The sequence below is a fragment of the Agrobacterium sp. CFBP 3001 genome (assembly GCF_027871605.1).
In the GTDB taxonomy this organism is placed as follows: domain Bacteria; phylum Pseudomonadota; class Alphaproteobacteria; order Rhizobiales; family Rhizobiaceae; genus Agrobacterium; species Agrobacterium leguminum.
In genome coordinates this window covers 357507-380220 of sequence record NZ_JAQAHD010000001.1, presented here as the reverse complement: position 1 = coordinate 380220, position 22714 = coordinate 357507, and the positions used below count along the sequence as shown (strand labels likewise).

The 22714-nt window shown below is 60.7% G+C and carries 23 protein-coding genes and 1 tRNA gene; 9 read left to right on the top strand and 15 right to left on the bottom strand.

All coding sequences use genetic code 11. The features are described from left to right. Nucleotides 1-11: 11 nt before the first annotated feature. The 8 genes from cheD to PH605_RS01845 are packed head-to-tail and all read right to left on the bottom strand — an operon-like array spanning nt 12 to nt 7469. Nucleotides 12-557, bottom strand: coding sequence for a chemoreceptor glutamine deamidase CheD (gene cheD / locus PH605_RS01880; RefSeq protein ID WP_003522762.1), 546 nt, complete (start codon nt 555-557; stop codon nt 12-14). Beyond that, a complete protein-coding gene (gene cheY2 / locus PH605_RS01875; RefSeq protein ID WP_003503467.1) occupies nt 554-943 on the bottom strand; it encodes a chemotaxis response regulator CheY2 in 390 nt (129 codons plus the stop codon). Before cheY2 ends, cheD begins: the two co-directional genes overlap by 4 nt. Beyond that, entirely contained in the window at nt 943-1998 is a 1056-nt protein-coding gene (gene cheB, locus PH605_RS01870; RefSeq protein ID WP_142844035.1) for a protein-glutamate O-methylesterase CheB, read from the bottom strand. Before cheB ends, cheY2 begins: the two co-directional genes overlap by 1 nt. Continuing rightward, nucleotides 1995-2903 carry a protein-glutamate O-methyltransferase CheR gene (gene cheR / locus PH605_RS01865; protein WP_003522764.1) on the bottom strand — a complete coding sequence of 303 codons (909 nt, stop codon included), beginning with the start codon at nt 2901-2903 and terminating at the stop codon, nt 1995-1997. The genes cheB and cheR overlap by 4 nt, the downstream gene beginning before the upstream one ends. A gap of 13 nt (nt 2904-2916) precedes the next feature. Then, nucleotides 2917-5184: a chemotaxis protein CheA gene (locus tag PH605_RS01860; RefSeq protein WP_142844036.1), complete on the bottom strand. Its 2268-nt coding sequence runs from the start codon at nt 5182-5184 to the stop codon at nt 2917-2919. Nucleotides 5185-5200: 16 nt separating this feature from the next. Beyond that, nucleotides 5201-5566 carry a chemotaxis response regulator CheY1 gene (cheY1, locus tag PH605_RS01855; protein ID WP_003493773.1) on the bottom strand — a complete coding sequence of 122 codons (366 nt, stop codon included), beginning with the start codon at nt 5564-5566 and terminating at the stop codon, nt 5201-5203. Then, nucleotides 5563-5862, bottom strand: a complete 300-nt coding sequence (locus PH605_RS01850; RefSeq protein ID WP_003503483.1) for an STAS domain-containing protein — start codon at nt 5860-5862, stop codon at nt 5563-5565. Before PH605_RS01850 ends, cheY1 begins: the two co-directional genes overlap by 4 nt. Further along, on the bottom strand, nt 5862-7469 hold the full coding sequence (locus PH605_RS01845) for a globin-coupled sensor protein (RefSeq protein ID WP_271192669.1): 1608 nt from the start codon (nt 7467-7469) through the stop codon (nt 5862-5864). Before PH605_RS01845 ends, PH605_RS01850 begins: the two co-directional genes overlap by 1 nt. A 505-nt stretch (nt 7470-7974) precedes the next feature. Between PH605_RS01845 and PH605_RS01840 the strand changes: the two genes are divergently transcribed. The 7 genes from PH605_RS01840 to mnhG all read left to right on the top strand — a co-directional run bounded on the left by PH605_RS01840 (nt 7975) and on the right by mnhG (nt 14459). Further along, complete coding sequence (locus tag PH605_RS01840; RefSeq protein WP_065654481.1) at nt 7975-8352, top strand: hypothetical protein; 378 nt, start codon at nt 7975-7977, stop codon at nt 8350-8352. A gap of 106 nt (nt 8353-8458) precedes the next feature. Further along, nucleotides 8459-11377 (top strand): monovalent cation/H+ antiporter subunit A, encoded by a 2919-nt coding sequence (locus PH605_RS01835; protein WP_142844038.1) that lies wholly within the window; start codon nt 8459-8461, stop codon nt 11375-11377. Further along, the gene (locus PH605_RS01830) at nt 11377-11712 is read left to right on the top strand and encodes a Na+/H+ antiporter subunit C (RefSeq protein WP_020810384.1); all 336 of its coding nucleotides are present in this window, start codon (nt 11377-11379) and stop codon (nt 11710-11712) included. Before PH605_RS01835 ends, PH605_RS01830 begins: the two co-directional genes overlap by 1 nt. After that, on the top strand, nt 11709-13355 hold the full coding sequence (locus tag PH605_RS01825) for a monovalent cation/H+ antiporter subunit D (RefSeq protein WP_035239397.1): 1647 nt from the start codon (nt 11709-11711) through the stop codon (nt 13353-13355). Before PH605_RS01830 ends, PH605_RS01825 begins: the two co-directional genes overlap by 4 nt. Then, on the top strand, nt 13352-13840 hold the full coding sequence (locus tag PH605_RS01820; protein WP_161987688.1) for a Na+/H+ antiporter subunit E: 489 nt from the start codon (nt 13352-13354) through the stop codon (nt 13838-13840). The genes PH605_RS01825 and PH605_RS01820 overlap by 4 nt, the downstream gene beginning before the upstream one ends. Continuing rightward, complete coding sequence (locus PH605_RS01815) at nt 13837-14118, top strand: K+/H+ antiporter subunit F (RefSeq protein WP_078051276.1); 282 nt, start codon at nt 13837-13839, stop codon at nt 14116-14118. Before PH605_RS01820 ends, PH605_RS01815 begins: the two co-directional genes overlap by 4 nt. Beyond that, a complete protein-coding gene (mnhG, locus tag PH605_RS01810) occupies nt 14115-14459 on the top strand; it encodes a monovalent cation/H(+) antiporter subunit G (protein WP_142844039.1) in 345 nt (114 codons plus the stop codon). Before PH605_RS01815 ends, mnhG begins: the two co-directional genes overlap by 4 nt. Before the next feature lie 9 nt (nt 14460-14468). On the opposite strand, the gene PH605_RS01805 is transcribed toward mnhG, so the two are convergent. Then, nucleotides 14469-14801 (bottom strand): helix-turn-helix domain-containing protein, encoded by a 333-nt coding sequence (locus PH605_RS01805; RefSeq protein ID WP_059760526.1) that lies wholly within the window; start codon nt 14799-14801, stop codon nt 14469-14471. Between the two features lie 78 nt (nt 14802-14879). Here PH605_RS01805 and PH605_RS01800 point away from each other — a divergent pair, with 78 nt between their 5' ends. Continuing rightward, the gene (locus PH605_RS01800; RefSeq protein WP_142844040.1) at nt 14880-15158 is read left to right on the top strand and encodes a hypothetical protein; all 279 of its coding nucleotides are present in this window, start codon (nt 14880-14882) and stop codon (nt 15156-15158) included. Nucleotides 15159-15211: 53 nt separating this feature from the next. Then, nucleotides 15212-15472, top strand: coding sequence for a helix-turn-helix domain-containing protein (locus PH605_RS01795; RefSeq protein WP_142844041.1), 261 nt, complete (start codon nt 15212-15214; stop codon nt 15470-15472). On the opposite strand, the gene PH605_RS01790 is transcribed toward PH605_RS01795, so the two are convergent. The 6 genes from PH605_RS01790 to PH605_RS01765 form a co-directional block, all read right to left on the bottom strand. Continuing rightward, the gene (locus tag PH605_RS01790) at nt 15473-16063 is read right to left on the bottom strand and encodes an alpha-ketoglutarate-dependent dioxygenase AlkB (RefSeq protein WP_142844042.1); all 591 of its coding nucleotides are present in this window, start codon (nt 16061-16063) and stop codon (nt 15473-15475) included. Nucleotides 16064-16223: 160 nt separating this feature from the next. Beyond that, nucleotides 16224-16299, bottom strand: a tRNA-Phe gene (locus tag PH605_RS01785). 239 nt (nt 16300-16538) lie between these two features. After that, on the bottom strand, nt 16539-16964 hold the full coding sequence (locus tag PH605_RS01780; RefSeq protein WP_003522779.1) for a hypothetical protein: 426 nt from the start codon (nt 16962-16964) through the stop codon (nt 16539-16541). 154 nt (nt 16965-17118) lie between these two features. Beyond that, the gene (locus tag PH605_RS01775; protein WP_142844043.1) at nt 17119-19335 is read right to left on the bottom strand and encodes a 3-hydroxyacyl-CoA dehydrogenase NAD-binding domain-containing protein; all 2217 of its coding nucleotides are present in this window, start codon (nt 19333-19335) and stop codon (nt 17119-17121) included. Nucleotides 19336-19589: 254 nt separating this feature from the next. Continuing rightward, a complete protein-coding gene (locus PH605_RS01770) occupies nt 19590-20798 on the bottom strand; it encodes an acetyl-CoA C-acetyltransferase (RefSeq protein WP_142844044.1) in 1209 nt (402 codons plus the stop codon). Between the two features lie 36 nt (nt 20799-20834). After that, complete coding sequence (locus tag PH605_RS01765) at nt 20835-22631, bottom strand: acyl-CoA dehydrogenase C-terminal domain-containing protein (RefSeq protein ID WP_142844045.1); 1797 nt, start codon at nt 22629-22631, stop codon at nt 20835-20837. Nucleotides 22632-22714: the final 83 nt, after the last annotated feature.

Here is a 22714-nt window from a genome sequence, read left to right as displayed (position 1 = left end):
AAACTCCGTGACTAGAAAAATTCGATGTCGTTGGCGACTGGCTTGGGGGCCGGCACCGGACGCGTTTCCATGGCAACCGTCTTCTGGGTTTCCGCGCCGCTGAGCGGATGCTGACGTGCACGCCCGGAGACCGGCCAGAATTCGATCTTTCGGCCGTGGTCTCCGCCCGTGGAGGAGCTCAAGACCGGAATACCTTCATCCTTCAGAAACTGCATGGCGAAGATGGCATTCTGCTCACCGACATTGGAGAAGCTGGCAATCGTCTTTGCGCCGCCGAAAACCTTGGCTTCCAGCCGGTCGCGCCGCGCCCCCTGCTTCAGGAGGCCGTTGATCAGGAGCTCCATGAGATGCACGCCGTAACGCGTGGCATCTCCGCCGGTCACATTTCCCGTTCCCGGCAGCAGGAAGTGATTCATGCCTCCCAGGCCGGCAACGGGGTCTCTCAGACAGGCGGCCACGCACGAACCGAGTATCGTCGTCAGCACCACATCGGGATCGCTGACGACCTTATACTCGCCCTGAATGATATGTACGCGCTTGGCCGCAGCTTCAATCATTTCAGCGATCCGAAAACCGCCTCGATGGCAGCGCGCATTTTGTCGATCGTGAAGGGCTTGGCCAGCACGTTGTTGGCGCCGAGCTGGGCTGCCTTCTGCACCAGCGCGCGGTCGCCCTGCGCGGTGAGGATGATGAAGGCGGCCTTCTTGGTTGTCGGGTTAGCCCTGACGGCGTGCAGGAAACCGAGACCGTCCATCTTCGGCATGTTGAAATCGGAAATGACGAGATGATGGGGCTGCTGCTCCATGATCTTCATTCCCTGCTCGCCGTCACCGGCGGCGGTGATCTGCTTGAAGCCGAGCTGTGTCAGCGCATCGCTGAGGAGCAGCCGGCTGGTCACCTGATCGTCGACGATCAGAACTTTGATCTTTTCTGCGAGAGACATTAGTCAGCACCTTCTTTACGGGCAGTGGTTAGTTTCAGGATTTCTTCGCCGATGGAGGCCAGCGGGAGTTGCTGTTCCACGGCACCAAGTTCATAGGCCACGCGGGGCATGCCGTAGACGACACATGTTTTTTCGTTCTGGCCGACGGTGCGCGCGCCGGCATGACGCATCTTCAACAGCCCGGCTGCGCCATCGCGGCCCATGCCGGTCAAAATGACGCCGACGGCGTTACGGCCGGCAAGCTCGGCCACCGAATCGAACAGCACATCGACGGAGGGGCGATGGCCGTTGACGAGATCACGCTCGACAAGCCGGCAGCAGGGTGCGGACCGGTTGGCGATCTGCAAATGGCGCTCGCCGCCCGGCGCAAGATAGATCTTGCCGGTCTGAAGACGTGCACCGTCCGTCGCCTCTTCCACCACGGGGGCGCAGATGCGGTTCAGCCGTTCGGCAAAACTCTTGGTGAAGGTCGGCGGCATGTGCTGGGTGATGACGGTCGGCGGGCAATTGGCCGGGAATTTCTGCAGCACGGCGATCAGCGCTTCGACACCGCCCGTGGAGGAACCGATGGCAACGACCTTGCGCCCAGCCCGATATTCACTGACCGGGACCGGCTGCGGCACGGCTGCGGCTTCCGGGCGCGCCGCGCGGTAGGCGGCGTGTTGAGAGCGGGCAGCGGCCTTCACCTTGTCGGCGAGATCGCCAAAGGGGCGTGCATCGCCCGGCGCCGGCTTGCCGACACAGTCGAAGGCGCCGATTTCAAGCGCAGCCAGCGAAGCATCCGCGCCGCGATGGGTCAGCGACGAGACCATGATGACCGGCATGGGCCGCAGGCGCATGATCTTTTCGAGAAATTCCAGCCCGTTCATTTCCGGCATCTCGATGTCGAGCGTCACGACATCGGGGTTGAGCTGCTTGATGGCCGCGCGTGCTTCCATGGCGTTGCCGGCCTGCCCAACCACCTCGACTTCCGGATCGGCCTTGAGGACAGCCGAAATCAGGCCGCGCATAGTGGGGCTATCATCGACGACGAGTACCCGTGCGAGTGCGCTCATGCCTTCCTCCCCGAAGCGTGACCAGTGAAGCGGTAGGTGGTGATGCCCGTATTGTCGAACAGGTTCTTGGCGTCACCGGAGACGCGTTCGGAATGCCCGATATAAAGATGGCCGCCTTCCGGCAGCAGCCCGGCAAAACGCGACCAGATGCGCATCTGCGTCGGCTCGTCGAAATAGATGACGACGTTGCGGCAGAAAATGACGTCGAAATTGCCTTTGAAGGGCCATTGCGTCATCAGGTTCAATTCGTTGAAGGTGATGAGGCGCTTGACCTTGTCATCGATGCGGAACTTGCGGCGACCGCCGGCATCGACTTCCGTGAACCATTGCTTGCGCATGGCGGGAGACACGGTTTCGAGCGCATTGTCGTCATAGACCCCTGCCCGGGCCTGCGCCAAAATCTTGGGGTCGATATCCGTCGCCAGGATCTTGAAATCGTAATCCGCCGCATTCGGGAACATGGCAAGCACGGTAAGCGCGATGGAATAGGGCTCCTGCCCGTCCGAGCAGGCGGCCGACCAGATGCGGACACGCCCGCCGCTCTTCGCCCGGGCGATGAGGCCCGGCAGGACCTCGTCACGCAGATGTTCGAAATGATGGTTCTCGCGGAAGAAGCGGGTGAAATTCGTCGTCAGGTGCGACAGCATTTCGCGCCGCGCCTGCGCGCCATCCGGCGAGGACACCAATGCGCAATATTCGCGAAAACCCGACAGGCCGAGATTGCGGATATGCTTCGACAGGCGGGAATAAACCAGCGACGCCTTGGTGTCGTTGAGATAGATGCCCGCATCGGCATAGATCATCGCCGCGATTTCCGACAGGTCGCGTCTCGTCAGCGGGTATTCGCCGCTGGCAAGAACCTCGTCGGGAGACTGGCGCTGATCGCTGAAATTAAGTGCTGCCATGAACGATCCGCTCTCAACCCGTCGCCGCAAGCGACATTTCCTGCTTCAGGGGCTGTCCGCGCGAGGCGCTGACGATGGCATCGACATCCAGGATGAGCGCGACACGTCCGTCACCGAGAATGGTGGCGGCGGCAATGCCCGGAACATGGGTATAGTTGGCTTCCAACGACTTGATGACAACCTGGCGCTGGCCCTGGATCGCATCCACCATCAGGGCGCGCTGGCCGCCGCCTTCCGATTCCACCAGAAGGGCGACACCTTCGACCGGATCGGCCTGGGTCGGGCGGAAGTTCAGCACGCGACCGACATCGACCAGCGGGCAGAAGGAGTTGCGGATGGAGATCAGCCGCTGGTTCGCGCCGAAGGAATGAATATTCTTCGCTTCCGGCTGCAGGGTTTCGACGATTGCCGTCAGCGGCACCACCAGCGTCTGGCCGGCAACGGTCACCACCATGCCGTCAAGAACGGCAAGCGTCAGCGGAAGGCTCATGGTGAAGGTCGAGCCATGGCCGGGGCGCGAGGAGATGCTGATGCGGCCGCCAAGCGCCTGAATGGAGCGTTTGACCACATCCATGCCAACGCCGCGGCCGGAAATGTCGGAAATCTTGTCGGCGGTGGAGAAGCCCGGCGCGAAGATCAGATTGTCGATCTCTTCATCCGTCAGGTTCGCATCGGCGGCGATGAGGTCGTTATCGATTGCCTTCTGGCGAACGCGCTCGCGGTTGATGCCCGCGCCATCGTCCTGAAGCTCGATCAGGATACGGCCCGAACGGTGCTTCGCCGAAAGCTTGATGGTGCCTTCCGGGTTCTTGCCCGCCGCTTCGCGTTTTTCCGGTGTTTCGATGCCGTGGTCGACGGCGTTGCGGATCATATGCGTCAGTGGTTCGGCCAGCTTGTCGATGACCGTCTTGTCGACTTCCGTATTCTCGCCTTCGGTGACGAGACGGATCTGCTTGCCGATCATGTCGGCGACTTCGCGGACGATACGCGACATGCGCTGGAACACCGGCTTCACCGGCTGCGCGCGGATCGCCATGACGCTGTCCTGAATTTCGCGCGTCAGCTGCTGCAACTCGTCGAGGCCCATATTGACGGCAGACGTGCCGCTCGCATCGTTTTCGATGACGCTCTGCGACAGCATGGCCTGATTGATGACGAGTTCGCCGACGAGGTTGATCAGGCGGTCGACACGGTCGAGGTCGACGCGGATGGTCTGGCCGGCGCTCGCATTGGCGGCAGCGTTGGCATTCGCCTGGGCTGCGGCAGGCGCTGCCGCCGCTTCACGCTTTTCGATGGCGGCATTGACGCTCTGGGCGATCTGCGTCGTCGCAACGGCCGTTTCGACGGCTGCGGCAACGTAGGACGCTTCAGCCGTGGCGGTTTCAACAGCGGGGTGCTCTTCCGGTCCGCTATCGAGGGCCGAAAGATCGAACGGCACCGGGATCATCGGAAGCTCTTCCGCGTCGTCTGCGGCATCCGAAACAACCGGCACGATTTCCAGATCGCAATCCCATTCGGCAAATTCGAAGACGCTGCGGATGCCCTCTTCGCCCTTGTCGGTCGCAATCGAAACCGTCCAGGAAAGATAGGATGCTTCAGGATCGAGCTTGTCGAGCGAAGGCAGCTCCGACATGTCGCAATTGATGCTCATTTCGCCGATGCGCGAAAGATCGCGCAGGAGAAGTGCCGCCTCGTTGCCTTTCGAATAAAGCGACGCATGCGGCTTGAAGGTGATCTGGAAGGACGGCGCTTCCATCAGCGGTGTGGTTTCGTCGGCAAAGTCCGTGAAGGAGAACGGGATCGGCTCGAAACCGCTCTCATCCGTCGGCTTGGGTGCGACGGGTTGCGGCGCCTTGACTGCGGCCGGCGCTGCCACAGGCGCGGAGACCTGCACGGTTTCGCCGTTTGCCAGCGCTTCCAGTTCCTTGACGAGGCCGCGGGTGCGGCTTTCATCGACGCTGCCGCCGTCTCTTGCCGCATTGGTCAGGTCCGCCAGCACGTCGGCGGAGCGCAGCATGACTTTCAGAACATCCTGTGTCGGCTCCAGCTTGTTGGAGCGGACGCAGTCGAGGGTCGTTTCAAAAACGTGGGCGAAGGCCACGAGATCATCGAGACCGAAGGCACCCGCCCCGCCCTTGATGGAATGAACGGCACGGAAAACGGCGTTGACGGTTTCCGGATCGCGGTCGCCGTCATTCAATTTAAGAAGCCCCGATTCCAGTTCCGCGAGCTGCTCCTCGCACTCCTGGAAAAAGATTTCCTTGATTTCGTTCATATCCATCGTGAAATGTCCCGTATCAGGCGGTTACGCGTTCAATGGCATCGATGAGTTTCGCAGGGTCGAACGGTTTGACGATCCAGCCCGTCGCACCGGCCTGACGGGCGCGGTTCTTCTTCTCTGCGTCGCTTTCGGTCGTCAGGACGAGGATCGGGATCGCACGATACTTTTCGTTGCGCCGTACACCCTCGATGAAGCCGAAACCATCGAGACGGGGCATGTTGATGTCCGTCACGATAACATCCGGGTTGCTCTGCTCGAGCACTTCGAGGCCCTCGATGCCGTCTTCAGCCTGAATGGTTTCGAAACCGGCATTGTTGAGCGTGACCAGGAGCATGTTCCTGATCGTCCGGGAATCATCCACGGTAAGAACTTTTTTCTTCACTTTTGCATCTCCTTGGGGAGCAAATGGTCAATATCGACGCCTATCAGTTTCATCGTCTTGTCGAATGCATCGGAAACCCTGGCAAAACCGAAGGGCTTGCCATCCTCTTCCCAGGATTTCGCGCCGGCCATTAGGACCTGGGCGCAAAGCGCACCGATACGCTCCACCTCGGAGGCATCTACCGACAAAGGTGCTCCCCTCAACGTCATCAGCTTGCCGTGCAGGGCCGATGCTTCGTTGAGATCCAGCACCGGTGACAGTTTCAGCGTCGCCTCAGCTGCTTTTCTGGCTGCCATTACATGACTCCCTGACGTCTGAATTGTTGGTAATCCTGGCCGTAATCCGTGCGATTATCCGCACGGGCCATAAATGAAGTGTCCTGTCGGTCCGCACCGGACGCCGCTCTCGCCTGTACCTGACGGGCAACGCGGAATTCGCGGATGGTGCGGCCGAGTTCGAGAATGACGGTTTGAAGCGCATCGGCCTCGGAGGCGCTCGCGCTGATATCGACGGCGTTCCGGCCGGCCTGCCTTTGCTGCTCGCCGATATCGGCGGCAACCGATTGCAGTTCGCCAGCCTGCTCGGCCGTATGCCGGGAGACTTCCGCGATCATGTCGTTGATGCCAGAGACCTGCCGGACGACACCGCCGATTGCGTCCTGCGTGCGGTTGACCATGCGCACGCCGCCCTCAACCTGCGTCTTGGTGGTGCCGACAAGGCTCTTGATCTCCCTTGCAGCGTCGGCGGAACGCTGGGCGAGCGCCCGCACCTCCTGCGCGACGACAGCGAAACCACGTCCGCTTTCACCCGCGCGCGCCGCCTCGATGCCGGCATTGAGGGCGAGAAGGTTGGTCTGAAAAGCGATCTCGTCAATCGTGCCGATGATCCTGCCGATCTGTTCGGCGGATTGTTCGATATCCGACATGGCGTCAATCGCCTCGCCGATAGCCTTGCCGCTTTCGACCGCCGCCTCGCGGGCGCGGGAAACAGCCGTTTCCGTGGCCGATATGCGCGCACCGTTTTCAGCAACGCTCCCGATCATCGTCTGGATGGCGCGGGAGGTTTCGGCAAGGGCTTCGGCCTGCTGGCGGGAGCGCTCGGCCATGGAGCGGCCCATATCGGCAAAGCGCGCGCCGAGCGCCTCGGCCTCGCCGATGCTGTTTTGCGCCGCGATCAGCGATGCGCCAATCGTTTCCAGGGCCGTATTGAAGGACGCTGCAACATCGCGATAGGCTTCCGGCACTTCGCCGCCGATGCGGGCCTGCAAATCGCCTGCGGCAAAGGCCGTCAGCGCTGTGCCCAGCAACTTCGCCGCTTCGGAGCGGTCATTGTCGCGCTGTTCCGCCAGTTCGCGGCCATGGCGCAGGCGCAATTCGTTGAAGCGCAGCGAGACAGCGATTTCGGTATCGACCATCACCAGACGGACGACATTCTTGACGGCTTCCGCCAGTTCACGGGTTTTCTTGCGGTTGCCGGGCAGGATGGAGCGCGGCGCGTGTTCGGCCACCAGCCCGCCGACGAGATGTTCCAGAACCACCGCGTGGCTGGCGATCTGCCAGCGCGGATCGAGCCCCATGCGGCTGGCATTGTCGGAAAGAACCTTCACCCGCTCGGCATAGAGCGCGTCGAAACGCGCATCGGTCAGAACGCTCCAATGCGAGGATTGCAGATCGTGCAGCCGGTCGAGCTGGTTTTCGCTTTCGAAAGACGGAGAACAGTCCGGCATGGACTGAAAACGGGTCATCACGTCCCGAAGGCCGGCCTTGACGTAAGGCTCCAGCATGCTGCGATAGCTGCGCAGGAAATCGGATTGCGTCTCGTCGAGGCCGGCAAAACGCAACCGTCCCGCCAGGCTTCCGCCTGCCGATCTGCGCGCTTGATCTGATGGCAAATCCTGCCCCAACCGACGTCCCCAACAACATGACGGCCGGTAAAACCCGGCCAAATTGGCCAAGGTTCAGAACGCCAGCACCCTAAGGGGATTTTTGAACGAACATACCCATCGCGGACGATGCGGCATCGACGCTTGCCAGACCTTCTTGAACCAAGAAACGAAAATACCGGATCGGCACCGGTACGGCAGTGCGGCGTCATGCCTGGAAGGGGAGAGAACCCCATTCCGCCGTGGAAATACCATCAATCTTTATGGTTAATTCCTTGCTTGAAAGTTAAGAAACACAGGCGTCGGCGTCAAACGGTAAAATTTGTAAAAGCTTTTAGCCAATGCCGCCCTCACTTTGCCGCAAACGGGCAAAAACGAAAAGGAATCGGACGCTGCGGGCGGTTTTTCCCGCATGCGCGCTGGACAAGCATGTCCGGCTTCCCCTAAAACAAATCAACAGGATATTCGCTCAACGGTGATGCTTTAAAGAGACCTTTACGATCAAGGAGACGCCAACTTGCCATGGATGGAGAAAAGCCGCAGTTCAAGGCGCCATCCGCAAGTGTTGATCGGTCTCGTGGTCGCGAGCCTGCTGGTCATGATCGGCTTTCAGGCGCCGGCCGGCGTCAAGCCCCTTTCCAAAACCAGCCGTCTCGAACGATTGCAGAGCGTCGATCCTGGCCGTTCCCTTTCTCTTCGCCAAAAGGATTGCGATAGCGGCAATGATTTCGGCTGCAGGACCGGCGATGCCGGTTCAGGCCTTCGCCTGGACGCGTTTGCCTCACCCACGCCAAGCCTCAGGGATAATGCGGACGTCTCGTTCGTTGCTGTTGCCATCGTGCCACAAGCTTTCCGAGACTTTGCCAGCGTGGTTCCACGCGCGCCTCCGCATATTATGTATTAGTCATTCCGGCGGTCCTCATCATTCGGTTCATTGCGAACCTTGAGGGATCGGAGTCGTCGGAAACCCGCCGTAGGCTCCCATTCCAGAGAGAAAACCGCCGCCGCATATGACACTTGCAACCATTCTTCCATTCATTGTCGCATTGCCCTTCGTTGGCGCGCTTCTGACGGCCTTCATGCCGCGCGAGGGTGCGGCCGCCGGTCCCGCCTCCGTTGCGGGCGCAGTCGCCCTTTTCGGCCTTGTCAGCAGCATTTTTCTTTATACGAGCGTCAGCGGCGGCGCGGTTCTCAAGTATGATGTGGAATGGCTGCCCCAGCTCGGCCTGAACTTTACCCTGCGGCTGGACGGATTTGCGTGGATTTTCACGATGCTCATTACCGGCATCGGCCTGCTGGTGGTGCTCTACGCGCGTTATTATATGTCGGCCGAAGACCCGATTCCCCGTTTCTTCGCCTTCCTGCTCGCCTTCATGGGCTCGATGCTTGGCGTGGTGCTCTCCGGCAACGTCATCCTGCTGTCGATCTTCTGGGAAATGACCAGCATCTTTTCGTTCCTGCTGATCGGCTACTGGCATCAGAACGCCGGTGCGCGCGACGGCGCACGCATGGCGCTGACCGTGACCGGCATCGGCGGCTTCAGCCTGCTGGCGGGCCTGCTGATCCTCGGCCATATGGCGGGAAGCTATGATCTCGACAGGATCATCGAGGCGGGTGCGGCTATCCGCGCCCATTCCCTCTACGTGCCCGCGCTCATCCTCATCCTCGGCGGCGCGCTGACCAAGAGCGCGCAGTTTCCGTTCCATTTCTGGCTGCCCAACGCCATGGCGGCGCCTACACCCGTTTCCGCCTATCTGCATTCAGCCACGATGGTGAAGGCCGGGGTTTTCCTGCTTGCGCGGTTCTGGCCCGTGCTGGCGGGCACGCCGGAATGGTTCTGGCTGGTGGGCGCGGCCGGCATCATAACCCTGCTGCTCGGCGCCTATTTCGCCATGTTCCAGCAGGACCTCAAGGGTCTGCTCGCCTATTCCACCATCAGCCATCTCGGCCTCATCACCACGCTGCTCAGCCTCGGCAGCCCGCTTGCGGCAGTGGCGGCCATATTCCACATGGTCAACCACGCCACCTTCAAGGCCTCGCTCTTCATGGCGGCCGGCATCATCGACCATGAGACGGGCACGCGCGACATGCGGCGCTTAAGCGGGCTTTATACCTATATGCCCGCAACCGCGACGCTCGCCATGGCGGCAAGTGCGGCCATGGCCGGCGTGCCGTTGTTCAACGGCTTCCTTTCCAAGGAAATGTTCTTTGCCGAGGCCGTCGAAACCCATGCCGACTCGCTGCTGGACCGGGCCCTGCCCTATGTCGCGACGCTGTCGGGCGCATTTGCCGTCGCCTATTCGCTGCGCTTCATCCATACGGTCTTCTTCGGCCCCAAGCCCGTCGATCTGCCGAACCCGCATCCGCACGAGCCGCCGCGCTGGATGCGTTTCCCCATCGAATTCCTCGTCTTCGCCTGCCTGATCGTCGGTATCGTTCCGAGCCTCTCCATCGGCCCGTTCCTGCACTCGGCCGTGCTTTCAGTGCTTGGTGCGCAAACGCCGGTCTACAGCCTGTCGATCTGGCACGGTTTCAACCTGCCGCTGATCATGAGTATCGCGGCGCTGATCGGCGGGGTTACGATCTATGCCCTGCTCGGCGGTTATTTCTCGCGCTGCGACGACGGTCCGCCGGTCTTCCGGCATTTGCGTGGACAGCGCATCTTCGAGCGCATTCTCGTCACCGTGTCCTGGAAATGGGCGCGGTGGCTGGAAAGCACGCTCGGCACGCGGCGTCTGCAGCCGCAGCTGAGGCTTCTTATCCTTGTGGCGCTTCTTGCCGGTTTCTCGCCTCTCTTCCTTTCGGAATTCTCCCTGTCGCTGCCGCGCGTCACGACCTTCGATCCGATCTTCGCCATTCTCTGGCTGATCGGCATGATCGCGGCCATGGGTGCGGCCTGGCAGGCGAAATATCATCGCCTCGCCGCGCTCGTCATGCTCGGCGTCTCGGGCCTCGTCACCTGCCTCACCTTCGTCTGGCTTTCCGCGCCGGATCTGGCCATCACCCAGCTGCTGGTGGAAATCGTCACCACGGTTCTCATCCTGCTCGGCCTCAGATGGCTGCCGAAACGCGTCGAGAAGGTCGACAGCAGCGATGAGCTGCCGGCGCAGCTGCGCCGCGCCCGCGACTTCCTGCTCGCCGCAGGCAGCGGTATCGGCATGTCCGTCATCGCCTATGCCGTGATGACGCTGCCTGTGCCGAACGCGATTGCGACCTATTTCCTCGAACGCGCCTATACCGAAGGCGGCGGCACCAATGTCGTCAACGTCATCCTCGTCGATTTCCGTGGCTTCGATACCTTCGGCGAAATCGCGGTGCTGGCCATCGTGGCGCTCACCGTCTTTGCGCTGCTTCGCCGTTTCCGCCCCGCCCATGAAAGCATCGGGGTGCCGGAACAGCAGCAGATGCAGAACGCCTTCGATGCCGAACGGCCAGACCGCAGCAATGGCGATACGGTCCGCGACTATCTCTATGTGCCGTCCATCGTGATGCAGTGGATGTTCCCGGTCATCATCACCTTCTCGATCTTCCTGTTCATGCGCGGGCACGACCTGCCGGGCGGCGGCTTTGCGGCCGGCATCACCATGGCCATCGGCTTCCTGCTGCAATATCTTGCCGGCGGGGCACGCTGGGCGGAGGACCGCATCCGCATCCTGCCGCTGCGCTGGATGGGTTTCGGCCTTTTGATGGCGGCGGCGACGGGTATTGGCTCCTGGTACTTCGGCTACCCGTTCCTGACCTCTTATTTCCAGTATACGGAGATACCCTATATCGGCAAAATGCCGACGGCATCCGCCCTGCTGTTCGACCTCGGCGTCTTCTCGCTGGTCGTCGGCTCCGTTGTTCTTATCCTGATAGCACTGGCACACCAATCGTTGCGTAACTACCGCGTTCGCACGCCTGAAGCCGCAAAAGCGGAGGACGTGTAATGGAACTCATTCTCGCCATCGGCATCGGCATCATGACCGGCTCCGGCGTCTGGCTGGTGCTGCGCCCGCGCACCTATCAGGTCATCGTCGGACTTTCGCTGCTGTCTTACGCCGTCAACCTCTTCATCTTCGGCGTCGGCGGCATCAAGACCAATGCGCCGCCGGTGCTGGTCAACGGCGTCGACAGCTCCACGCTTGCCGACCCCGTGCCGCAGGCGCTGGTGCTGACGGCCATCGTCATCGGCTTTGCCACCACCGCATTGTTCCTTGTCGTGCTGCTCGCCGCCCGCGGCCTCACCGGCACCGACCATGTGGACGGGAGGGAGACGAAATGATGTCGTTCCCCTTCCACATCGTCATCGCGCCTATCCTGCTGCCGCTGATTACCGCAGCCCTTCTGCTGTTCTTCGACGAGCGCCAGCGCGTGGCGAAAGCCGCCATCAGCCTCACCTCGACGGTACTGTTGCTGGTGGTCGCCATATTGCTGTTCCGCGAGGTCAACTCGACGGTCAATACCGAGATCGCCGCCGTAGTGTCGAGCGGTGTCTATCTGCTCGGCAACTGGCCGGCGCCCTTCGGCATCGTGCTCGTCGCCGACCGTCTTTCGGGCCTGATGGTGCTATTGACGGCGCTGCTCGCCATTCCATCCTTGATCTATTCGATGGCGAAGTGGCACAGGTCGGGCGCGCATTTCCATTCGCTGTTCCAGATGATGCTGATGGGCGTCAACGGCGCATTCCTGACCGGGGACCTCTTCAACCTCTTCGTCTTCTTCGAAGTGATGCTGGCCGCGTCCTACGGTCTGCTGCTGCATGGTTCCGGCCAGCAGCGCGTCAAGGCCGGGCTGCATTATATCGCCATCAACCTCGTCGCCGCCCTGTTCTTCCTGATCGGCGTCAGCCTCATCTATGGCGTTACCGGCACGCTGAACATGGGCGATCTCGCCCATCGCATCGAGGGGCTCAACCCCGATCAGCGCATGCTCTTGGAAACCGGCTCGGCCATCCTCGGCATCGCCTTTCTGGTCAAGGCCGGCATGTGGCCGCTGAATTTCTGGCTGCCCTCTGCCTATGGCGCGGCGTCGGCCCCGGTGGGCGGGCTCTTCGCCATCATGAGCAAGGTCGGCATTTATGTCATCGCCCGCCTGTCCTTCCTGCTTTTCGGACAGACGGCCGGGGAATCGGCCGGTTTCGGCCATGATGCCCTGCTGGTCGGCGGCATCGCCACCATCATCTTCGGGGCTATCGGCGTTCTGGCGTCGCAGGCGCTGGGGCGGCTGGCCGGCTTTTCGGTTCTCGTCTCGTCGGGAACGCTGCTTGCCGCCATGGGCACCGGCAATCCCACGGTTGCGGCCGGCGCGCTTTATTACATGGTCAGCTCCACCCTCACCATCAGCGCCTTCTTCATGCTGATCGAACTGGTGGAGCGTGGGCAGGATGCCGGCGCGAACGTTCTTGCCGTGACCATGGAGGCCTATGGCGAGGGCGACGAGGAAGAGGAGGAAGAAGAGGTCGGCGTGACCATGCCTGCCACCATGGCGGTGCTCGGCGCCTGTTTTGCCGCCTGCGGCATTCTTCTGGCCGGCCTGCCGCCGCTTTCGGGCTTCATCGCCAAATTCTCGATGCTGACCGCCATTCTCAACCCTTCCGGGCTCGGTGCCAATGACAGCGTGTCCACGCTGTCCTGGTGGCTGGTTTTCCTGATCGTCTTTGCCGGTTTCGCCTCGCTGATCTCGATGACGCGCGCCGGCATCCGCACCTTCTGGGCCTCCATCGAAGGCACTGTGCCGCGCGTGCTCGTCATCGAAATCGCCCCCGTGATGCTGCTGCTCGGCCTGACGCTTGCCATGACCGTGCAGGCAGGACCGGTAATGCGATACATGCAGGAAACGGCGCGTATTCTCGACCTGCCGGCAAGCTATATTCAGGGCGTTATTTCCGCGCCCCGGGCGGGAAGCAACCCGGAGGCAGAGCCATGATAAGCCGTGTCCTGCCCTACCCGCTGCTGACAATCTCGCTGATATTCTTCTGGATTACGATCAACAGCTTTTCGCCGGGGCATCTGCTGCTCGGCACCGGTGTTGCGCTTGTCGCCTCCTGGGCGATGGCGTCGCTCAGGCCCGCCAAGCCGCGCATCCGCAACTGGCACAGGCTCGTGCAACTGATCCTGATCGTGCTTTACGATATCGTCAGGTCCAATCTCTCGGTCGTGAAGATCATCCTGTTCAAGCGCGAGAGAGACCGCAAATCCGGCTTCCTGGCCGTGCCGCTCGATATTCGCGACCCGATGGCGCTTGCGGTGCTGGCGACGATCCTGACCTCGACGCCGGGAAGCGCATGGCTCGAATATAATTCCAGCCAGGGCACGCTGCTGCTTCACGTTCTCGACGATGTGGATGAGGCGGCCTGGATAAGCCTTATCAAGAACCGTTATGAAAAACTGCTGATGGAGATATTCGAATGAGTTCGATTATCCTTTTCTGGTCCTTTTCGCTGGCGCAGTTCATGCTCGCCATCGCCATGGCGATCTCGGTCTATCGCATCGCCATTGGCCCGCGCGCGCAGGACCGCGTGCTGGGCATGGATACGCTTTATGTCAATGCCATGCTGCTTCTTTTGACCTTCGGCCTGCGCACCGGCAATGACATCTATTTCGAGGCATCGCTGCTGATCGCCATCCTCGGCTTCGTCTCCACCGTCGCCCTTTCCAAATTCCTGATGCGCGGCGAGGTGATCGAATGAGCGAGGCGCACGAATTTCCCCTCTGGGCCGCCATTGCCGTGGCCTTCTTCGTCCTGCTCGGCGCCTCGCTGACACTGATCGGCACCATCGGCTTTGCCAAGCTCAACAGCTTCTATGAGCGCCTGCATGCGCCCACACTCGGCACCAGCTGGGGCACCGGCGGCATCGTCATGGCCTCGATCATCTATTTCTCCGTCTCCGGCGACCGCTTCGCCTTCCATGAAATCTTCATCGGTATTTTCATGACGGTGACGACGCCGGTTTCCCTGATGCTGCTGGGACGCGCCGCACTTTATCGGGACCGGGCGGAGCAGAATACGGATAATCGGGAGCATCTTTAGAGCGCCGGGCTACTTTGCCCGGCTGTTCGCCACTGCCTCAATTGCGATGGCCATGACTTCCAGATCGCTTTCCGGCAGTGCATTTGCTGCCGCAGCGATCTTTGCTTTCAGCAGATCATGGCCCGTCAGCGCGGCTGTTTTCTTTTCAAAATCAAGCAATGCGTTCGGAGTGCTATCCAGAACGGTGGCTATCCGAACGAGTGTCGCCAGATCAGGCTCCCTTCGGCCCATGATGTAATTGCCGTAACGACGCTCCGTAAGCCCCGCTCGGCGGGCAACTTCCGCATTAGAGAGACCAAGCTCCTTCGCGCGCTTTTTCAGATTTGCTGCAAATGATTCCATAGGAACAGATTGTTCCTGACAGAAACCACGGGTCTATGTACATTATGGCGTCAACTATCACGTCATTATAGGTAGGCCATGCCGCTCAGCGTCGATTATCTCTATCTCATCGCGGGCTGCAGTTTCGTTCTGGCGGCTTACCTCTGGCTCGAATGGCAGACCCGCATTCGACCCATGCTCTTACCAAGCTCGGAGATTAAACGCCTTGCCGATGACCTGATTGAACGACATGGCGAGCGCGCGGAGGAATTCGCCGCAATGGAAGAAGACCGGGCGTGGCGCTATTCGCGAAGCTTGGAGCAGGGCAAATGGCGGCGTGTGCGCAGAGAACTTGAGTGCCGCGACAATATCCCATAGCAGGATAACTCAGGATCGAACCTCGGCACTGCGATTTTGAGATTTTTCGGCACATGACAAAGTCTATGCATACACCCGAGTATCGGCTTCTTGTTGAGATACTGACCGACACGCGGCGAAAAATGGGGTTAACCCAGCAGCAAGTCGCAGACCGGCTGGGTAAGCCACAGTCCTATGTCGCAAAGGCTGAAGGGGCTGAAAGACGCATAGATGTCGTTGAGTTTGCAAAACTGTCGGCGGCAATGGATCAAGACCCGATAGCGCTTCTCCACCTTTTGCTCGAGCGGATAAAAGAGGAACCCTCTCCTCTCTGATCAAGACTGTTTCGAAGCCATGACCTTGCGAAAAGTGAGGGAAATTCGCCTGTCTCGGGCTTTCCTAACTCCGTTCACGATATCCGATTTGCGAGCCGGAATTTCATGGGTCCAGCCGTAGCGGCCAGCGTCTCTCAGCAAGACGCCGGAGCGAGGTTGAAGTAAGACGCCGCATATGGCTGGTCCGCGCAAATCACGAAAAATCATCTCGCATGTGGATAAAAGGCTTATCGATACGATTCCATCGTCAAAACAGGGCACACAATCGACATGCGCACTGATGCCCTGCCCCGGAAGATATTCGTTCGCGATAACCTGATCGGGCAAATCCCGACAATAACCTGTGGTAACCAATCGCTCCGCGAACACGCCAAGCCATGGCGGCAACGGCCCGATATACGCATCCGCGGTAACAGCGCGCGCCTTATAGTCGTACCGATAACCGAAATGCTGCACGCGGCGCTTCAACTCCGTGCTCCACACACCCGCATCCAGTTTGTCGGCAACGGAGGTCTCCTCCTCTGGAGAGAGAAAGCCGCCAAAATAGACTATGCCGGGCGGTAGAAGAGGTAGGCTTGTGACACGATCCATTTGCGGGCTGCTCTCCAACTGCCTGCAACAAACAGGGTTGGCCTATGGTTACACCGGGCCTATCAAAAGCATAAGATGGCGGTAGCTACTCATCGAAATTTGCCTGCAAATGGACAAGCCGTCCATGCGCACAATTCATCAACAATGCTATTGAGATAAATGGTGCCCGGAGGCGGATTTGAACCACCGACACGCGGATTTTCAATCCGCTGCTCTACCAACTGAGCTATCCGGGCACTTCAGGTCCTTGAAGAACCTCCGCTTTTGGCGGCCGGGGCTGTTTGGTGCCCCGAAAGTGAGCGGGGTTATAACATCTTGTTCGGACATGGCAAGCGCCATCGCGAAGTTTTTTGACAGTTTTTTCACGGCGCCTGTGGATGGTTGAAATCTATGCCCGGCGAAGGCCGGATTGCGGCGGAAAACCCGCTCCTGGTCATCCGCCGGGCCAGCGGACCGTGGCGCGGCGGGGGAAGGCTTACGCTCCCTCGTTGCGCCGTGCGGCAAGGCCAAGCGCAATTGGCACCACGGCCACCAGCGCCGCCATGACGGGCGAGGAGGCGAAGATGCGGCTTGCCAGCGAGGTGACGGCAACGGAGCGCACGACCGTCATCAGGCGCGAATTCTCACGGTCGCGCTCATGCCGGGCGTCGGCGGATTTATGATGCGGCGTGTTGGAGGCGGCTTCCAGCCGTTTGACGTCGCGGCGAATCTTTTCGAGCTGTTTGCGAAGGTCTTCCAACTCCGCCCGCAAGGATGATTCCGCCGGGGCGGCGGCACGCGCCCTTCGGGCAGCAGCGGGTTTTGCAGCCTCCTTCTCCGCGGCCTCTTCGTCCAGTTCGGCCAGATGGTCGTCAAGGTCCGAGGGCTTGTCGAAACCGTGGGATCGCAGTGGTGCTTTCATCGCTGTCTCCTGAGGCGTGCTGAATTGCGGCGGCGGGCGCTTTTGCCCGGTCAGCCTTTTCAACGCCTCAGCCGGGCAAAAGGATGCACGAAAAGCGGGGAGACAGGCATAATAAAACAGGCCCCGAAGGGCCTGTTCAATGTCTCGCGGAGCCTCAGGCCGCCTTGGCGGCGCTGGCATAGGGATCGAAGCGACCGTAAAAGGTCTCACCCTTAGCGGCCATGTCCTTCAGCAGCGGCGTCGGCTTGAAGCGCGGGCCGTAAGTCTCGCTGAGCTTCTCGGCGAGTGCCACGAAGTTCTTCACGCCCATGCCGTCGATGTAGGACAGCGCGCCGCCGGTATAGGGCGCAAAGCCGAAACCGAGGATGGAGCCGACATCCGCTTCACGCGGATCGGTGACGATGCCTTCTTCCACCGTGCGGGCGGCTTCCAGCGCCACGGTGACGAGGAAGCGCTGTTTCAGCACCTCCATATCCACCGCTTCAGGCTTCTGCTGCGGATAAAGGTCCTTCAGGCCGGGCCAGAGGGATTTTTTGGCAGGCTTTGGCGGATAGTCGTAAAAGCCCTTGGCGTTCTTGCGGCCGAAGCGGCCCTCGCCTTCCACCAGCTTTTTCACCAGTTCCATATGGCGCGGATCGACGGCCTTTTCGCCGAGATCAGCGACGGTGGCTTTCAGGATCTTGTAGGAAAGATCGATGGCAACCTCATCGTTCAGCGCCAGCGGGCCGACCGGCATGCCGGCGAATTTCGCGGCGTTTTCGATCATGGCGGCGGGTACGCCTTCGATAAGCATATCGTAGCTTTCCGCCATGTAGCGCAGCACGCAGCGATTGACGAAGAAGCCGCGCGTATCGTTGACCACAATCGGGGTCTTTTTGATCTTCGCCACATAATCCAGCGCGACGGCGAGCGCCTTGTCGCCGGTTTCCTTGCCGAGGATCACTTCCGTCAACATCATCTTCTCGACCGGCGAGAAGAAGTGGATGCCGATGAAATCCGCCGGGCGCTTCGAGTTCTTCGCAAGGCCGGTGATCGGCAAAGTGGAGGTGTTGGAGGCGAAGATCGCGCCCTGCGGCAAGACGGCTTCCACGGCTTCGATGACGGCCTTTTTCACGTCGCGGTCTTCGAAGACGGCCTCGATGACGAGATCGGCATCGGAAAGCGCCTTGTAATCCGCCGTCGGGGTGACGAGGTCGAGCAGGGCCTTGCCCTCCTCCTGCGTCAGCCTGCCCTTGCCGATGGCGGCCTTGACGCTTTCCTCGCAATGGCCCTTGCCCTTGTCGGCGGCTTCCTGATCGCGATCCACCAGCGTGACGGGGATGCCGGCGGCAGCCGTGACATAAGCGACGGCAGCGCCCATGAAGCCCGCGCCGACGACGCCGACCTTCTTGAACTCCGTCTTCGGCTGGCCGGCCGGGCGGCGCGCGCCCTTGCCCAGTTCCTGCATGGAAATGAACAGCGAGCGGATCATGCCGAAGGCTTCCTTCGAGCGAAGGATTTCGGTGAAATAACGCTGCTCCACCTTCAGCGCCGTGTCGAAGGGCAATTGCAGGCCTTCATAGACGCATTTGAGAATGGCGAGTGCTGCCGGATAGTTGCCGGCGCTTTCACGGCGCAGGATTGCCGGTGCTGCGGGCCAGAGCTGGGCTGCGGCGGGCGTCCAGATGCCGCCGCCGGGGGCCTTGAAGCCCTTTTCATCCCAGGGGGCGACCGGTTTCAGGCCGTCCTTGATCATCTGCTTTGCGGTTGCAACCAGCTGATCCGGCTCCACCACCTGATGCACCAGCCCCATGGCCTTGGCGCGCGCGCCGGTCAGCGACTGGCCGGTGGTCATCATCTGCAGCGCCGATTGGGCATCCGTCAGGCGCGGCACGCGCTGGGTGCCGCCGGCGCCGGGGAAAATGCCGACCTTGACTTCGGGCAGGGCGATCTTGAGGTTCTTGGCGCTGGAGGCGACCCGGCCGTGGCAGGCAAGCGAGAGTTCAAACGCGCCGCCCATGCAGGTGCCGTTGATGGCCGAGACCCAGGGCTTGCCATTGGTCTCGATCTTGCGGAACAGGCCCGTCATGCGGCCAACCAGCTCGAACAGCTTTGCCGCCGCCTGATCGGGGTTCTTCGTCTTCTCATCATTATAGAAGGAGAACATCGACTTGATCATCGAAAGATCGGCGCCGCCGGAAAAGGTGCTTTTGCCTGACGTGAAGACAACGCCCTCGACGGCGCTGTCGGCGACGGTGGCATCAACAATCGCTTTCAGCTCGTCCATCACTTCTGACGTGAAGACGTTCATGGATTTTTCCGGCATGTCCCAGGTCACGAGGGCAATACCGTCTGCGTCCGTCTCGATGGTGAAATTGGTATAAGTGCTCATTTGGGATTCCTCTTCCCTCAAATTTACCTGCGGTCACGACAGTCCGAGTGCGAGGCCGACACAACCGACCACAAGAACGAGAAACACGATCAAACCCCAACGCTCTGCCCGGAGCCGCCGGATCTGGACAGGGGAAACAGGGCGGATGGACGCCCTATGATCCTGTGCCATGTCCTTTTCCAGATTGTGCCGAGCCAGCTGCTGTTCAACCTCATTCTTGGGCCGCTCGTAAACCTCGCGCCTCATGACCAGCCTCAAACCCGCTCGATAACCGTCGCCGTGCCCATGCCGGCGCCGATGCAGAGCGTGACGAGCGCGGTGTTCAGATCGCGCCGTTCCAGCTCGTCCAGCACCGTGCCGAGGATCATCGCGCCGGTTGCACCGAGCGGATGGCCCATGGCGATGGCGCCGCCATTGACGTTCATCCGGTCGTGATCGATGTCGAAGGCCTGCATGTAACGCAGGACCACGGCGGCGAAGGCTTCGTTGAGTTCGAAAAGATCAATGTCGGCAAGCGACATTCCGGTCTTTTTCAGGAGCTTTTCGGTCACATCCACCGGGCCGGTGAGCATCAGCGCCGGATCGGAGCCGATATTGGCGAATGCCTTGATGCGGGCACGCGGTTTCACGCCCATCGCCTCACCGCCCGCCTTCGAGCCAACCAGCACGGCGGCAGCGCCATCGACGATACCGGATGAATTGCCGGCGTGGTGGACGTAGTTGATGCGCTCCACTTCCGGGTGGGCCATGATGCCGACGGCTTCGAAGCCGCCCATTTCACCCGGCATCTGGAAGGATGGGTTGAGGGAGGCGAGCGCCTGCATGTCCGTGCCGGGGCGCATATGCTCGTCGCGGTCGAGGATCGTCAGGCCGTTTGAGTCCTTCACCGGAATGACCGACTTGTTGAAATAGCCATTTTCCCAGGCGTGCGCCGCACGCTTCTGGCTTTCGACGGCATAGGCGTCCACATCGTCACGGGAGAAACCATATTTGGTGGCGATGAGATCGGCGGAAACGCCCTGCGGCATGAAGAAGGCCGGGAAGTTGACCGAGGGGTCCATGTACCAGGCTCCACCCGACATGCCCATGCCGACGCGCGACATGCTTTCGACACCGCCGGCGATGACGATATCGTCAGACCCCGCCTTGACCTTGCCGGCGGCGAAGTTGATGGCATCGAGACCAGAGGCGCAGAAGCGCGAGATCTGCATTCCCGGCGCCCTGTTGGAATAACCGGCCTCGAAGGCGGCGGCCTTGGGGATCACCGCGCCGGCATCCATAACGGGATCGACGCAGCCCATGATGATGTCGTCTACCGTGGATGTATCAAGTCCGTTGCGGTCGCGGAGGGCTTCCAGTGTCTTGGCGGCAAGGCGAACGGAAGGCACCTCATGCAGGCTGCCATCCTTCTTGCCGCGTCCGCGCGGGGTGCGGACATGGTCGTAGATAAATACGTCGGTCATAACTCTCTCCCTGTGGCGTTATGAACGCCAGATTTCTCAGAATGCTTCCGCAGCCAGTTCCATCATGGTGTCCGCGCCGGTTTCGATGCGGGCCTTGCGCAGCGCCGTTTCCGGCATGATGCGCTCCATATAAAACTTCGCCGTGACAAGCTTGGTCTTGAGGTAATCCTCGTCCGAAGCGCTGCCGGCTGCAAGCGCTTCGCTGGCGGCTTTCGCCATGCGCGCCTGCATGTAGCCCAGCACCACGATTCCAAAGAGATGCATGTAATCGGTCGAGCCGGCACCGGCATTGTCGGGTTTCGCCATGGCGTTCTGCATGAACCACATGGTTGCGGCCTGCAGGTCGTTCAAGCCCTTCTTCAGGCCCTTGGTGTAAAGGCTGAGCTTTTCATCGGCGCGGTTTTCCTCGCAGAAATCGCCGATTTCCTTGAACAGCGCCATGACGGCGCGGCCGCCATTCATGCCGAGCTTGCGGCCGACCAGATCGAGCGCCTGAATGCCGTTCGCGCCCTCATAGATCATGGTGATGCGCGCATCGCGGACATATTGGCTCATGCCATGTTCCTCGATGTAGCCATGGCCGCCGAAGACCTGCTGCGCCATCACGGCGTGTTCGAAGCCCTTGTCGGTCAGGACACCTTTCAGGATCGGGGTGACGAGCCCGAGCAGGTCGTCCGCCGCCTGCCGCTGCTTTTCGTCAGTGGCGCGGTGGGCGATGTCGGATTGCAGCGCGGTCCACAGAAGGAAGGCGCGGCCGGCCTCATTATAGGCCTTGATGGTCATCAGCGTGCGGCGGATATCGGGATGCACGATGATCGGGTCGGCCTTCCTGTCGGGGAATTTCGCTCCGGAGAGCGAGCGGCCCTGAATACGCTCACGGGCATATTCGACCGCGTTCTGGTAGGCGATCTCGCCAACGGAAAGACCCTGAAGGCCGACGCCGAGGCGGGCTTCGTTCATCATCACGAACATGGCCGAAAGGCCCTTGTTCTCAGCGCCGAGCAGATAACCGGTCGCGTCATCGTAGTTCATGACGCAGGTGGCGTTGCCGTGAATGCCCATCTTGTGTTCGATGGCACCGCAGGTGACGCCGTTGCGCTCGCCCGGCGTGCCGTCTTCCTTCACCAGGAACTTCGGTACGATGAAGAGCGAAATGCCCTTGGTGCCCTCAGGCGCGCCTTCGATGCGGGCGATTACCAGATGAACGATATTGTTCGTCATGGAATGTTCGCCGGCGGAGATGAATATCTTCTGGCCGGAAATTTTGTAGCTGCCGTCAGCCTGCGGCACAGCCTTGGTGCGCAGCATGCCGAGATCTGTGCCGCAATGGGGTTCGGTCAGGTTCATGGTGCCGGACCATGTGCCTTCCACCATCTTCGGCAGGTAGGTGTCCTTCTGCTCCTGCGTGCCATGCACCAGAATGGCGGCAATCGCACCCTGCGTCAGACCGGGATACATCATCAGCGACAGGTTGGCCGACGACATATATTCGCCAATGGCGGCGTGCAGCGTATAAGGCAGGCCCTGACCGCCGAATTCCGGCGGAACGGCAAGGCCGATCCAGCCGCCCTCGCAATAGGCGTCATAGGCCTCCTTGAAACCATCCGGCACGGAAACCGAACCGTCATCGGCGCGCTTGCAACCCTGTTGGTCGCCGGAAAGGTTGAGCGGGAAAAGCCGCTCTTCGGCAAGCTTTGCGGCTTCACCGGTAATGGCCTCGATCATGTCGGGGGTTGCATCCTCGAAGCCGGGCAGGTTGTTATACCGCTCCAGGCCGAGAACGTCGTTCAGGATAAAAAGCGTGTCTTTAACTGGGGCCTTGTAAACAGGCATTACCGATGTTCCTCCGCATCGTGGGCGCCGGCAATAATCCGGCCGATATGGGATGACAATATTTGACGTGCGCGTAAACGTCA